We start from the raw sequence: 13,242 nt of genomic DNA on the forward strand, positions 1-13,242 counted from the left end.
CTATCTAACATCTTTAAAAACGAACCGCTTCTGCATTATATAACTATACGTAAAACCAATCAACAATGATACTGTCATTTTAACCATGGCTACTCTATCAATAAGACTGTACCATCCTGTAAAATGTAGTATAAGCCACACTCCTGCTGCATTCAGCAGCATATTCCCCACCCAGGTGATACCATAGCGCAGTGCCTGTCCTCCTATCGCGCCTTTCTCCTTATTAAAGACCCACTGCCGGTTAATCATAAAGTTGGCCGCCCCACCTGTAAAGGTACCGGCCATATTAGCACCGACATACCAGGCTCCCGCCTGGGTTGACAGCAGGATCACCACAAGGAAATCCAGACCTGTTGCTATCAGTGATGAGGCCTGAGCCTTCAAAAATTTTATCATCTTCCAAAAACGTTACTGTGATAAACAATCTGCAGTAACAAGTTGGTGTATACTCCTGCTACCACGTCATCCATCATTACTCCAAATCCTCCCGGCAACTGCTCGGTACGGCGGATCAGTAATGGCTTGCGGATATCAAAGAATCTGAACAATACAAGTCCGGCCAGCACATAACCCGGGGTTACCGGGAGGAACAACAGGCTGAAGCACATACCTGACACTTCATCTATCACCACTTTCTTATCATCCTTTCCCCAATGCGGTTCAACTTCCGTACCGGACCAAACGCCTAACAATGTAACTCCGATGGTAAAGGCCAGCGGCCACATCGCAGAGAGATTACTACCAGCCTGCGCAAGGTACCAGCAGAGAGCTGTCACGGCGGCAGCAACCGTGCCTCCGCCCTTACCGATGTAGCCTATGCCCAGGCTGGTAGCGATTATTTTATGAATTCGGATCATCCTTCGTTTAAAATTCCTTCGTAATAATCCAGACCCAGGTGCGTGATCAGATCTTCGCCCATCAGGTAACGCAAGGTGTTCTGCAACTTGATCAGCTGTTTGAAGATGTCATGCTCAGGGCGCAGGCCTGGTGCTGTTTGTGGCGATTTCAGATAGAAGGACAGCCATTCCTGGATACCGCTCATACCGGCGCGTTTCGCAAAGTCGATGAACAGAGCGAGGTCAAGTACGATTGGCGCAGCCAGGATAGAGTCGCGGCAAAGGAAATTCACCTTGATCTGCATTTTGTAGCCCATCCAGCCAAATATGTCGATGTTATCCCAACTTTCCTTATTGTCCTTACGCGGAGGATAATAGTTGATCCTGATCTTATGGTACATGTCACCATAAAGTTCAGAATTTTCGTCCGGCATTAAGATATCTTCCAGTACACCAAGTTTGGATACTTCTTTTGTTTTAAAGTTATCAGGATCGTCCAGTACCCATCCATCGCGGTTACCCAGGATATTGGTGGAGAACCAGCCCTCCATACCCAGCGCACGTGCCTGCAAACCTGGGGCCAGAATAGTCTTCATCAATGTCTGACCGGTTTTGAAGTCTTTACCGGCGATCGGGGTTTTAGTCTTTTTGGACAATTCTACGAGAGCGGGGATGTCACAGGTCAGGTTAGGCGCACCGTTCGCAAAAGGAACGCCCAGCGTCAGTGCCGCATATGCATAGATCATGCTCGGAGCAATACGCGGATCATTATCTTTCAGCCCCTGTTCAAATGCAGCCAGTGACTGGTGAACATCTGCAGCTTCGTGATATATTTCGGTAGAACCGCACCATACCATTACAACACGGTCACAACCTTTCTCTTTCTGGAAATTTTTAATATCCTCGATTACGGCCTGTGCCAGGTCATAACGGGTCTTGTAGTCCTTTACGTGTGTACCGTCCAGATTTTTAACAAAGTTTTTATCGAAAGCTGCCTTCATTGGAACGATAGATTCCAGTTCTGGTCTGATAGCTTCCAGCATAAACCTGTCAAGTACTTCCGCTTTGACTGCGGCGGTATACACATTATCTTCATACACATCCCAACCACCAAATACCAGGTCATTCAGATTTGCTAAGGGAACGAAGTCCTTAATCAGCGGATTCCTGTTTTCAGTTCTTTTTCCCAGTCGGATATGGCCCATCTGTGCGACAGAGCCAATAGGCTTTGACAGCCCTTTCTTAATTGATTCTACTCCGGCAATGAATGTCGTAGCTACCGCGCCAAGGCCCGGCATCAGGACACCCAATTTCCCTTTTGCTTCTTTAATTTGATGTTTCATAAAAATGTGAGACTTTTATTTAACTGTTTTAATCAAAACCATTTGTTGGTGGTGTACCAGTCTAACGTTTCCCGCATACCTTTTTCAAGGTTGTATACAGGGCGGTAGCCCAGGTCCTGCCGTATCTTCTCAATGTTACAATCCCAGTTCTCAGCCGTCAATTCATTCAGTTTGTCTCTATTAAGCAAGGGAGCCCCACGACTCACCATTTCCATAATAGTGGCAACAGTTCTGATAACAGGCAGAGGTAGGTGAACACGAAAAGTGTGCAGCTTCAGATATTGCTTTATAACATCGGCCAGTGCATAACGGTCGTACCTGTTACCATCTGAAATGTTATACACAGTTCCTGAAACAGGAGCTGTCAGTGCCAGCAATGCTGCTTGTGCGAGATCCTTGACGTAGACAAAACTCAACCACTGGGCGCCTTTGCCCATATAAGGTTCCAAACCCCGTCTGTATGTCTTGAACAATACGAAAAGGTCCCGTTCTCTTGGCCCATACACTGCGGTGGGCCTTAATATTACCCAGGGGACATCTGATATAACTCCCAGGTATTCTTCAGCCAGTAGTTTACTTTTTCCGTAACTGGTTACCGGCTGGGGCTTCTCCACATCCGGTACAGGCCAGCTGGCATTATATGCGATGGGGCCTACGGCCGCCAGACTACTAATAAATACAAACTTCTTGATCGGTACCCTCGATTCTCCGGCTGCTACTGCCAGGTTGAGGGTATACCCTGCATTGACCCTGTTATATTCGTCCAAAGACTTTGCCTTTGTTATGCCTGCTCCATGAATGATGTAATCAAATCCATACTTCACAATCAGATCTTTCAGATCATCCTTGCTGCTGAAATCAGGATAAACAAAATTTACCGGCAAATGTTTCAGGTGGGAGACATTACTTGATGCACGTACGGCGGCGTAAACCTCCATTCCTGCATCCAGCGCTGTCTCCACCAGATGATATCCTACAAAACCGCTGGCGCCTGTTATCAGTATCCGGGGTTTCATATCTCTTTTTCGTATATCCTGTAGGTCCTGTACGGATCTGCGTTTATACCCCGCATAGCGGCATTCATCATTTCATTAGTTTCCAGGATCCAGGATCCTTCGCCGTAAGCAACGCCTTTTGCCCTGCCCACTTTCATTAACTCCCCGTAAAAACAGGCATCAATTCCCAGTTTACGGTGAGATTCCAGTACACCCAATGCCAACACTCTCACGCCATTTATTTTCTTTTTGCCCAGTAACAGTTTCAGAATACCGGTCGGAAATAAGCGACCTCTTTTTATCTTTCTCAGGATCTGGTTAAGATCCGGAATGGCCAGGGCAAACCCTATCATTTTCCCATTCTCTTCTGCTACAATACCAAAATCAGGATCCAGGATCATTTTGAGATCTTTCGCCAGGTACTCGAATTCCTTCTCTGTCATCGGCACAAAACCAAGGTTCTTGTCCCAGGCACTGTTATAGATCGCATGGATGTTCTTTACTTCCTCATCAAACTTTTTCAGGTTCACCTTACGGAAGGTGATATTACGCCTGGTGAGTCTTTCCTTCAGCACCTCCATCACACGGTATGGTCTGTCCTCCATGTACTCAGGAATGATCTTCCAGGCATACATGGTGATCTTGGTTCCCAGCCCTGCTTCCTCAATGAGTTTGATGTAGTAGGGATAGTTGTAAGTCATCATCACTACCGGCGGACCATCAAACCCTTCTATCAGTAACCCGCAGGTTTCGTTGGTAGAAAAGTTAACCGGGCCGACCAGCGTGCTCAGCTTACGGTCTTTCAGCCATTTAGTGGCTGCATTGAACAAGGCCTGGCTTACTTCGCTGTCGTTGATACAATCGAAAAAACCAAAGAAACCATCGTTCGTTTTATTGAAAATATTGTGGTTCTTATTATCGATAGCAGCTATTCTTCCCACTAGTTCTGATCCACGGAATGCAAGGAATCCCTGCAGCTGTGAATGTTCATGGAAAGGATGTTTTCCCGGAGTCAGAAGGTCACGTTGAGCAATAAACAACTCAGGTACATAATTTTCATCGTCCTTGTACAGATCGTGCGGGAAATCGATGAACTGCGCCAACTGTTTCTTGCTGGTAACCGCCTGAATGGTCACCTTTGGCAAACCGTTGGTTTGTCGCGGAGCATGTACCGTTTGCTGAGATGTCTGCAATGTTTCCATTTATATTTTTTGCTTTAAAGGTATACCCGCACGTGTAAATGTCTCCGTTAATTTGTCTATCGCTGTCTCGATCTGAGAGAACGTGTGTGTCGACATCAGGGAAAACCTTATCAGCGTAGCGTCTGGCTGAACTGCCGGAGGTACTACCGGGTTCACGAATATGCCTTCATCCTGCAGCATACGGGTGATGCGGAATACACTTTCTTCGTTCCTGATATAGATGGGTATAACAGGTGTTTCTGATACATTTCCGGTATCGAAACCTGCTTCCTTTAATAAGTTGCGTGCGTAGTTGGTATTATCCCACAGGCGTTGAATATGCTCAGGCTCAGACATGATGATGTCCAGGGTGGCAATTACGCTGGCTGCGGCTGCAGGCGTCATGCTCGCGCTGAAGATCAGGGAGCGGGCAGCATGCTTCAGGTATTCAATCACGTCTTTGTCACCGGCAATGAAGCCACCCAAAGACGCAAAAGATTTACTGAAAGTACCCATGATAACGTCTACTTTGTCAGTCAGGCCAAAATGAGACGCTGTACCTGCGCCATTCAGTCCTACTACACCGAGTCCGTGAGCATCGTCTACCATAATATTGGCGCCATAGGTATCTGCCAGGGCCACTATTTCCGGCAGGCGGGCAATGTCACCCTCCATGCTGAATACGCCATCCACAACGATCAGACGTACAGAAGACTGTGGCAGGGCTGACAATTTCGCCTCCAGGTCCTCCATGTTGTTGTGGCGGTACTTGATAACTTTCGAAAAGGACAGACGGCTGCCATCAATAATGGAAGCATGATCCAGTTCGTCCAGAATGATATAATCATTACGGCCGGTCAGGCTCGATAATGCACCCTGGTTAGCCAGGAACCCCGTACTAAAACACAGGGCGGCTTCTTTGCCTACATACTCCGCCAGACGACGCTCCAACTCGAGGTGAAGATCAAGGGTACCATTCAGGAACCTGGATCCTGCACAACCTGTACCATATTTGTCAATGGCACGTTTGGCCGCCTCTTTTACCTTGGGATGATTCGTCAGTCCCAGGTAGGAGTTTGATCCGAACATTAACACTTTCTTACCGTCAATATCAACTTCAGTGTCCTGAGAAGAAGAGATCGGTCTAAAATAAGGGTAGATCCCTTTTTCCTTGGTAGTGTAAACTCTGGCCAATGAGGCTTCCTTTGCACGTAACAATTTGCTCATTCTGATATATCTTAAGCTGTTGTATAATCTTTCTACTTTATGCGAAAGTATAAGATTATTGTTCTGAAAACGTTTTCAGATCCAAATTTATATATTGAACACTAAATTTTTGCAGTGAATCGATGACGGTAAGCGATAAAGTCCCCCGCAAACAAGCAGTGTTTAATAATATTTCAATCAATTACGAACACTGGCATACGACCAGACTTCGTAACGCTAACAGTATGCTAGTTGCGGTTTAAACATGTAGCTACGGGTTGTAACTAAACAATAGGTGATAAGAATAAAGGCGGTTTAACAGTATATTCAGTTGTGGTCTAAGGTATATCATACGCCGGTTTTTTGTAATTATCAAACCAGAATGACGGCACCAAATTAGGAAAAAATTTCAATTAAAACCTAAAAACATTAGGGATTAACGTCAAAATATTACATATATACAACAAAGTGGTAATTTCATCATCTGTATTAGCAATGGTTGATAAACATATTCAAACAATTAATAATCAATAATCTCCACATAAAAACAAAGCTGAATTTATTATTTCTCCGGTCTGCTCGCCCCCTCCTTTTAAACCATGCCCCTTTCCCACAGTCTACCTATGTATACTCATAGAAGTTACTGCAAAGATAACCGGGCCCTATATTCCCCGCATTATCAGGTGAACCCGGGAGTATCCCAAAAAAACTAACACATGAACATCGGAAATTACCTTACCGCATTTATTGTATGTGTCGGCATGACCCTGACAGCATCAGCCCAGGAACAGGCCGAACAGGATTCTACCGGTTTGCCGGGCGACAATTTCAGCCTGCAGGGTGCACTTGACCTGTTTAAGCAATCTGCGTCTCCTGAGCAATTCGAAAAGCTGCTCAATTCTCCCGACAGCAAAGTTAACAACCTGGATCTCAACGAAGACGGCAACACGGACTATATCCGTGTCATCAACAAAAAGGATAACGATGTACAGGTATTTATCCTGCAGGCACTGGTTTCATCCACAGAAAACCAGGATATAGCCGTTATCGAACTGCAAAAGACCGGCGAGAATAACGCTATCGTCCAGATCGTGGGCGATGCGGACATATACGGTGAATCGGTCATCGCTGAACCTGCAGAAGAAGAAAGTAACGCGTTTAACTATACTCCTGCCACCCATGGTCCTTCCGTATATTCACCCGAAGGGCTGGTGGTAAACGTATGGTTGTGGCCGTGCGTACGCTTCGTATATGCTCCGGCATATACCGTATGGGTTTCTCCCTGGACCTGGGTAAGCCGCCCGGTATGGTACCATCCCTGGCGTCCCATGCCCTGGCATGCATACCGACCCGTCCGATATGCTTATGCCCGCAGATACGTTGTTGTCCCGGTTTACAGGATCCCTCCTGCCCGGGTCATCTACCGCCCCGTAAGGACCACTTCCGTAACCGTTATTAACCGCAACCGGGTGGTTGTGAACAATTATCGTACTACCAGGGGAGTAAACCGGTATACGCCGAACAGGACCAACAGTGGCGGCAGACAGTACCAGTCGAACGCTCCCGCAAGGGCCGACAGAGGCGGGAATGTGGATAGAGGCGCAAGAGCCGACAGAGGCACCGCAAGAGTGGACAGAGGCACAAGAACCTATAACAACCGTTCCGGCGACAGATCAGGTAACAGAACAGGAGGCAAACGTAAAAGAGCTGAAAGGGGAAATTAACCCTCAAGACCAGGCAAAAGAAACTACTAATCATAGTAAGGGGCTATATAATATGCTGTGTTACAGCAACATATTATGTAGCCCCTTATCTATTTCAAACCCACGCCCATCCTAAATTACGGCACACATATTGCATTATTAAACTATTCGTACATTCAACTTCGTTTATTAGTTATATACTAAACATTTTTGTCATGAAGATCAGCCAATCCCTACCTGTACTGTTCATATCCCTGTTACCGGTACTATATGCCAACGCGCAGGATTACTATCCAAGGCAGCAATTACAGGAACAACCCGACGAATGGGATAACGCCAGCTGGTCTCCTCCCGACCAGGACTCTACGGGTCTGCCTGGTGATAATTTCAGCCTGCAGGGGGCGCTAACGCTTTTTAAGCAGGCGAATAGTCCTGAAGAATTTGAAAGGCTCCTGAATACAGAAAATAACAGGGTTAACAACCTGGACCTGAACGCGGACGGTAATATTGATTACCTGCGTGTGATCAATAAAAAGCAAAACCAGGTACAACTCTTTATCATACAGGCATTGGTATCCAACCAGGAAAGCCAGGACGTAGCAGTTATCGAACTGGAAAAGACCGGCGAAAACAACGCTGTTATCCAGATAGCCGGCGACGAAGACCTCTATGGTGAAACGACCCTCGCAGAACCAGTGGAGGTATCCGACAGCCTTTATTCCGCTGAAGATAATTCCTTTGACTATAGCACATCTCCTCGTTTACACGGTCCTGCAGCAGATGCAGGCATTCCCAGGATGGCGCCCACCGGTGTCATTGTGAACGTGTGGTTCTGGCCCTGCGTACGCCGCGTATATGCGCCTGCTTATGTGGTATGGACCTCTCCCTGGTCATGGATCAATCCTCCTGTATGGTGGAGGCCCTGGCACCCGATGCCTGTATACGCCTATCGGCCGGTGTGTCATCACTACAGGTACGGATATGCATATGCTCCCATGAGCAGAATCGCTCCTGCCCGGGGAATGTATTATCCAATACGAACCTATTCCGGCATGGTGTACAACCGCAACCGTGTAATAGTGACAAACTACCGGTCCGCAAGAGCTGACCGGGGCCGTTTTCCCGGCAGATACGATGGTGGCCGGTACAACGGGTACTACAGGAACAACTATAACGGCGGCCGGAATTACTATAACGGCTACCGGGATAATCGTTCGGGTAGGAATAACTATGGCTGGAACAACAACAGACCAGGCGGACGCCAGGATTATTACAATGACAGGAGCCCTGGCCGGATCGATGGCAGTATCAGGGGCGGAAGTTCCAGGAGTGGCGGCAGATCCGGAAATTATCAGGGTGGCAGCTGGAACGGGAACGCTCAAAACGGAGGAAGAAATGAAGGCTCCCGTGGCAATAACCGGGACGGCAACTCACAAAATGGTGGCAGAACTGAAGGTGGCTCCCGTGGCGGCAGCTGGGGAGGCAACTCACAAAACGGCGGAAGGACAGACGGAAGTTATCGCGGTGGCTCCGGCAACAGCAACACGACCGGCGGCAGAACCAATGGCGGCTCCAGCGGAAGAGCCGGCCGCACGAGGGGCAATTAATGGGCACTGATTCCGTACGGAATAGCTACCAATAGCATCTTCTCCCGCTTCGATCTCTGTGCTTCATCATCACTTCCATATCACTTCACCGACATTTCTATATCGAAGGGATATATAGATGCCGGTAAAGTGATATGGAAGTGATGGTAAAGCGATATGGAGATATAGAAACCTGAGCGAATCCGTACCGGATTCTTAGCTAACATTGGACTTCCGCATGCTTCTGGTAGCCAGGAAAATGCTTACGGACACCAGTACCCCACTGACAAAAAACGGGGCGCCCGGGAAAAGGAAAGGCGCGTTATTTCCTGTGAACCAGGCAAACAGGCTTCCCATTATTGGCGGCGCTATGATCGTGGCAACACTCATGAGACTGGTCAGGCCCCCTTGTAATGCTCCCTGTTCTGCAGAAGAGATCTGACCCGTAATAATACTCTGCAAGGCCGGACTGGCAATATTCCCGAGGGAGTAAGGCACCAGTATCACAAACATCATCCACCCATTCGTGGCGAAGGCAAACAGTAACAACCCCAGGCTGTAAAATGCCAGCCCGACATACAGACTGTTTTTGGTGCCGATACGGGGAATGATGAGGCGGATCAGGCCCAGCTGAACGATGGCTACCAGCAGACCACTGAACCCGAGGGAATAACCTACCCAGGCTTCATCCCAGCTGAACTTCTGCATACCATAGAATGCCCAGGTGGTCTGTACCCCGTTGTTGGCGATATAGATCAGTACCAGGGTGGCTATCAGCCCATATACGGCCGGATATTGCTTCATCTGCACCAGAGAACCTACCGGATTGGCGCGTCTCCATTCAAAGGCCCGTCTGTTCGTGACCGGTAGTGACTCAGGTAGTATCAGGTATCCATACACAACATTCAGCAGGCTTAAGATACCTGCTGCGATAAAGGGCGCCCTCGGACCAAACTGTCCTAAAAGACCTCCCATCAGCGGACCGAGTATAAAACCCAGGCCAAATGCAGCACCGATAATGCCGAAGTTCTGTGTCCGCTTCTCCGGCGTGCTGACATCTGCTATATAGGCGGCGGCTGTCGTGAAACTGGCTCCCATCACACCGGATATGATACGACCGGCAAACAGCCATATGATTGCAGGTGCAAAGGCCATAAAGAAATAATCCAGTCCGAAACCCAGTAGCGACAACAACAATACAGGCCGTCTGCCATAACGGTCGCTCAGGTTACCCAGCACCGGCGCGCAGATGAACTGCACAAGGGCGTAGGCAAATGTCAACCACCCACCAATGGCGGCCGCTTCTCCCATATTACCATGAATCAGTTGTTCTATCAGTTTTGGTAGTACGGGAATAATGATCCCTAATCCTGTCACGTCAATCAGCAGTGTGATGAAAATGAAAATGAGTGCTGAACGCGATTGCGCCCCTGAGACTATTTTTTGCATATCAGATACAGTATCTTTTGTATGACGATTCAGTCATGAAGAGGGTCAGGAGACACAACGCCAACAGACGTTATGCCTCCTGCATTTCATTGAACAATGTCCCGTGTGTTTCTTTATATAGCTGTAATAGCTGGTATGGAAGCGTCTACCCCGAATTGCTGGAAAGCAATGCGCTTTTCTACATGGTATATCTCCTCTCCTGCTATTGTATTAATGATGCAGGAGTTGCGGTACGCGCCCATTCCCAGATCGGGCGTCACGAATCCATGCGTATGCAATTCTGCATTCTGCACGAAGATCTCATCACCATGAAGATCTATGGCATAATTCCGTTGTACGTCAAACAACTGATCTCCCCTTCTGATGATACGCTCGCTGACACCCTCAAGGAAAGCCGGCTCACGGTATTTGTAACCAGTGGCAAGGATCACAAAATCTGTTTCCTGCGTAAATGATTGTTGCTGCTGCACCTGTGTCAGATGAAGCGTATAGCTACCGTTACCGTTGGCACTGATGTCATTCAGCTGTACATTGGGACGTAACTGTATATGTGAAATATCCCGGTCAACACTCATCTCGTACAAAGTATCGAAGATCTGGTTGATGAGGTCATAGTTAATACCCTTAAAGAGGGGATTCTGTTTGGATAATAACGCTTGTCTGTTTTCTGCCGGCATACTGTAAAAATAGTCCACGTACTCAGGCGAAGTCAGTTCTAATGTCAGTTTTGAATACTCCATCGGAAAGAACCTGTCAGGGCGGGTGAACCAGTTTAGCTGCATTCCTTCTTGTGCCAGCGGCAGCAGGTCGGCAAACACTTCTGCTGCACTCTGTCCCGAGCCTATCACTGTCACGGAACGCTTTCCTTCTATCTTGTCTTTATAGTTGAGATATGCTGAAGTATGGATCACATCCGGCAATATACCCTTCGTTGCAAATGCAGGCAGATAGGGCTGCGTACCGGTTCCCAATACCAGTTTACGGGTATAGTGCAGCGCTGTTTTACCTGTTACTGTATGCACTGTAGTTACTGCATATAACTGCCTGTCATCTTCATAATGCACCGCAATAACCTTGTGCGAGAAACGGCATGTTGACAGCTTTTCCGCCGCCCATTTGCAATAGGCATTGTATTCTTTTCTCAGGATAAAAAAGTCCTCCCTGATATAGAACTTATACAAACGTCCTGATTGTTTCAGATAATTCAGGAAGCTGTATTCACTGGTCGGATCTGCCATGGTTACAAGGTCGGCCATGAAAGGTACCTGTAAGGTGGCATTGTTTAGCATCAGGCCCGGATGCCAGTCAAATGCCGACGCCTGGTCAAAGAATACGGCATTGATACTGCTGACGGGCTGTAACAAAGCAGCCAGGCCTAAATTGAATGGTCCTATGCCAATACCAATAATATCGTATGTATGTGGAGTGTTCATAATTATGCGATTTCTCTTCTATCATAAAGTGTTTCCCGGTGCTGCCTCATATATGCGGCGCCATGAGATTTGATGATGGACAACAACTTCGCTACATCTTCCGTCGTGGTAAGCGGGTTCAGTAAAGTGAACTTGAGATAAAAAGCACCGTTGATACGTGTACCAGCCAGTAATGCAGCACCATCTTTCAGCATTTCCTTTTTGATATGCAGGTTCACTTCTGTAACATCTGCTTCATCAAGACTGGCAGGGAAATAACGGAACACCAGTGCACTGATATCGGAATAACTTACCAGTTCCAGTTCTGCGTCCTGGCTGATCATATCTGCTACTTTAGCAGTAGTATCAATGATCGTTTCCATATAACTGCCCAGTTTCTGTTTACCCATCAGGCGGAGTGTGAACCAAAGCTTCAATGCATCAAAGCGCCGGGTGGTCTGGATGGATTTATTCACCTGATTAGGCAATCCATCTTCGTCATGTTCCTTTGGATTGAGATAATCTGCATGATGTGTCAGCAGATCGAGTGAGCGTTTGTTCTTCACCAGGAAAGCACTGCTGCTGACCGGCTGGAAGAATGACTTATGGTAGTCTGCCGTTACAGAGTTGGCCAATTCTATGCCTTTCAGCAGATGACGGTACCTGGAAGTAAGCAGCAATCCGCAGCCATAAGCGGCGTCCACATGGAACCACAATTTATAGCGGGCGGCCAGTTGTCCTATTTCTTCCAGGGGATCCACATTGCCAAAATCAGTAGTGCCGGCAGTGCCTACTACGGCAATAGGGATATTGCCCTCCTCCAGCTCCTGCTGAATAGCCTCTTTCAGTAGCGCCACATTCATACGATAACCTTCCACGGGTATGCTGACAACTGACTGTTCACCCAGCCCCAGTAATGCAGCGTTCTTCTGAATACTGAAATGCCCGGTAGCTGCTACGAATATCCTGAAGCGGGAAGATTCCGCAGGCAATCCTTTCTGTTTGATATTATAACGCAGGCGTTCCTTTGCGTAATGATCTCTTGCCAGTAATAGGCCCATCAGGTTACTCTGCGTACCACCACTGGTGAACACACCATCACTGTTATTATCAAAACCGATCTCACTGCATGTCCACTCTATCAGGCGTTGCTCTATCAATGTACCACCTGCACTCTGGTCCCAGGTATCGAGGGAGGAGTTGATGGCAGAGATCAGCACTTCTGCTGCAATAGCCGGTATCACCACCGGGCAGTTCAGGTGAGCGATGTATTGCGGCAGATGGAATGTTACTGCATGATCAGAATAAAGGCGCTCCACTTCGGAAAGCAGGCTTTCATAGTCAGACAAGGGTGTATTCAGGTCTACCTGTTCAAATGCCGTCTTCAGCTGTGCAGGTGTAATACCGCTGAATGGTTTTCTGTTCTTCTCAAGGAACCTAACTACTGAGCCACTGGCCAGTTGTATGGCTTTGCTGTATTCATTGGCAGTGCCTTCATAAAAGAGGTCACTGTATTGATTCTTGATCATCG

Annotated in this window: 11 protein-coding genes; 2 read left to right on the plus strand and 9 right to left on the minus strand. The window is 47.6% G+C overall.

The genetic code is table 11. The features are described from left to right. Genes L3C95_RS10275 through spt form a run of 6 tightly spaced genes read right to left on the minus strand, consistent with a single transcriptional unit; the run spans position 1 to position 5,582 of the window. The gene (locus tag L3C95_RS10275; RefSeq protein WP_236386508.1) at positions 1-396 is read right to left on the minus strand and encodes a GtrA family protein; all 396 of its coding nucleotides are present in this window, start codon (positions 394-396) and stop codon (positions 1-3) included. After that, positions 393-857: a phosphatidylglycerophosphatase A gene (locus tag L3C95_RS10280; protein ID WP_236386506.1), complete on the minus strand. Its 465-nt coding sequence runs from the start codon at positions 855-857 to the stop codon at positions 393-395. Before L3C95_RS10280 ends, L3C95_RS10275 begins: the two co-directional genes overlap by 4 nt. Further along, on the minus strand, positions 854-2,179 hold the full coding sequence (locus tag L3C95_RS10285; RefSeq protein ID WP_236386504.1) for an inositol-3-phosphate synthase: 1,326 nt from the start codon (positions 2,177-2,179) through the stop codon (positions 854-856). The genes L3C95_RS10280 and L3C95_RS10285 overlap by 4 nt, the downstream gene beginning before the upstream one ends. A gap of 32 nt (positions 2,180-2,211) precedes the next feature. Further along, positions 2,212-3,195, minus strand: a complete 984-nt coding sequence (locus tag L3C95_RS10290) for an NAD-dependent epimerase/dehydratase family protein (protein ID WP_236386502.1) — start codon at positions 3,193-3,195, stop codon at positions 2,212-2,214. After that, complete coding sequence (locus L3C95_RS10295; protein ID WP_236386500.1) at positions 3,192-4,376, minus strand: hypothetical protein; 1,185 nt, start codon at positions 4,374-4,376, stop codon at positions 3,192-3,194. Before L3C95_RS10295 ends, L3C95_RS10290 begins: the two co-directional genes overlap by 4 nt. After that, positions 4,377-5,582, minus strand: a complete 1,206-nt coding sequence (gene spt, locus L3C95_RS10300; protein ID WP_236386499.1) for a serine palmitoyltransferase — start codon at positions 5,580-5,582, stop codon at positions 4,377-4,379. A 695-nt stretch (positions 5,583-6,277) separates the two neighbouring features. Here spt and L3C95_RS10305 point away from each other — a divergent pair. Both L3C95_RS10305 and L3C95_RS10310 read left to right on the plus strand, forming a co-directional pair. Next, positions 6,278-7,285, plus strand: a complete 1,008-nt coding sequence (locus tag L3C95_RS10305) for a hypothetical protein (RefSeq protein WP_236386497.1) — start codon at positions 6,278-6,280, stop codon at positions 7,283-7,285. A gap of 194 nt (positions 7,286-7,479) precedes the next feature. Next, positions 7,480-8,871 (plus strand): hypothetical protein, encoded by a 1,392-nt coding sequence (locus L3C95_RS10310; RefSeq protein ID WP_236386494.1) that lies wholly within the window; start codon positions 7,480-7,482, stop codon positions 8,869-8,871. A gap of 195 nt (positions 8,872-9,066) precedes the next feature. On the opposite strand, the gene L3C95_RS10315 is transcribed toward L3C95_RS10310, so the two are convergent. The 3 genes from L3C95_RS10315 to L3C95_RS10325 form a co-directional block, all read right to left on the minus strand. Next, complete coding sequence (locus L3C95_RS10315) at positions 9,067-10,299, minus strand: TCR/Tet family MFS transporter (protein WP_236386493.1); 1,233 nt, start codon at positions 10,297-10,299, stop codon at positions 9,067-9,069. Between the two features lie 113 nt (positions 10,300-10,412). Continuing rightward, positions 10,413-11,732, minus strand: a complete 1,320-nt coding sequence (locus L3C95_RS10320) for a lysine N(6)-hydroxylase/L-ornithine N(5)-oxygenase family protein (RefSeq protein WP_236386491.1) — start codon at positions 11,730-11,732, stop codon at positions 10,413-10,415. Between the two features lie 2 nt (positions 11,733-11,734). Further along, positions 11,735-13,240, minus strand: a complete 1,506-nt coding sequence (locus tag L3C95_RS10325; protein WP_236386489.1) for a pyridoxal phosphate-dependent decarboxylase family protein — start codon at positions 13,238-13,240, stop codon at positions 11,735-11,737. Positions 13,241-13,242 lie beyond the last annotated feature (2 nt).

The sequence above is a fragment of the Chitinophaga filiformis genome (assembly GCF_021646545.1).
In the GTDB taxonomy this organism is placed as follows: Bacteria; Bacteroidota; Bacteroidia; order Chitinophagales; family Chitinophagaceae; genus Chitinophaga; species Chitinophaga filiformis_A.

Bases quoted from the DNA above. Each gene is read 5' to 3' on its own strand.
- L3C95_RS10275 (WP_236386508.1), bottom strand. From the start codon at position 396: ATGATAAAATTTTTGAAGGCTCAGGCCTCATCACTGATAGCAACAGGT.
- L3C95_RS10280 (WP_236386506.1), bottom strand. From the start codon at position 857: ATGATCCGAATTCATAAAATAATCGCTACCAGCCTGGGCATAGGCTAC.
- L3C95_RS10285 (WP_236386504.1), bottom strand. From the start codon at position 2,179: ATGAAACATCAAATTAAAGAAGCAAAAGGGAAATTGGGTGTCCTGATG.
- L3C95_RS10290 (WP_236386502.1), bottom strand. From the start codon at position 3,195: ATGAAACCCCGGATACTGATAACAGGCGCCAGCGGTTTTGTAGGATAT.
- L3C95_RS10295 (WP_236386500.1), bottom strand. From the start codon at position 4,376: ATGGAAACATTGCAGACATCTCAGCAAACGGTACATGCTCCGCGACAA.
- spt (WP_236386499.1), bottom strand. From the start codon at position 5,582: ATGAGCAAATTGTTACGTGCAAAGGAAGCCTCATTGGCCAGAGTTTAC.
- L3C95_RS10305 (WP_236386497.1), top strand. From the start codon at position 6,278: ATGAACATCGGAAATTACCTTACCGCATTTATTGTATGTGTCGGCATG.
- L3C95_RS10310 (WP_236386494.1), top strand. From the start codon at position 7,480: ATGAAGATCAGCCAATCCCTACCTGTACTGTTCATATCCCTGTTACCG.
- L3C95_RS10315 (WP_236386493.1), bottom strand. From the start codon at position 10,299: ATGCAAAAAATAGTCTCAGGGGCGCAATCGCGTTCAGCACTCATTTTC.
- L3C95_RS10320 (WP_236386491.1), bottom strand. From the start codon at position 11,732: ATGAACACTCCACATACATACGATATTATTGGTATTGGCATAGGACCA.
- L3C95_RS10325 (WP_236386489.1), bottom strand. From the start codon at position 13,240: ATGATCAAGAATCAATACAGTGACCTCTTTTATGAAGGCACTGCCAAT.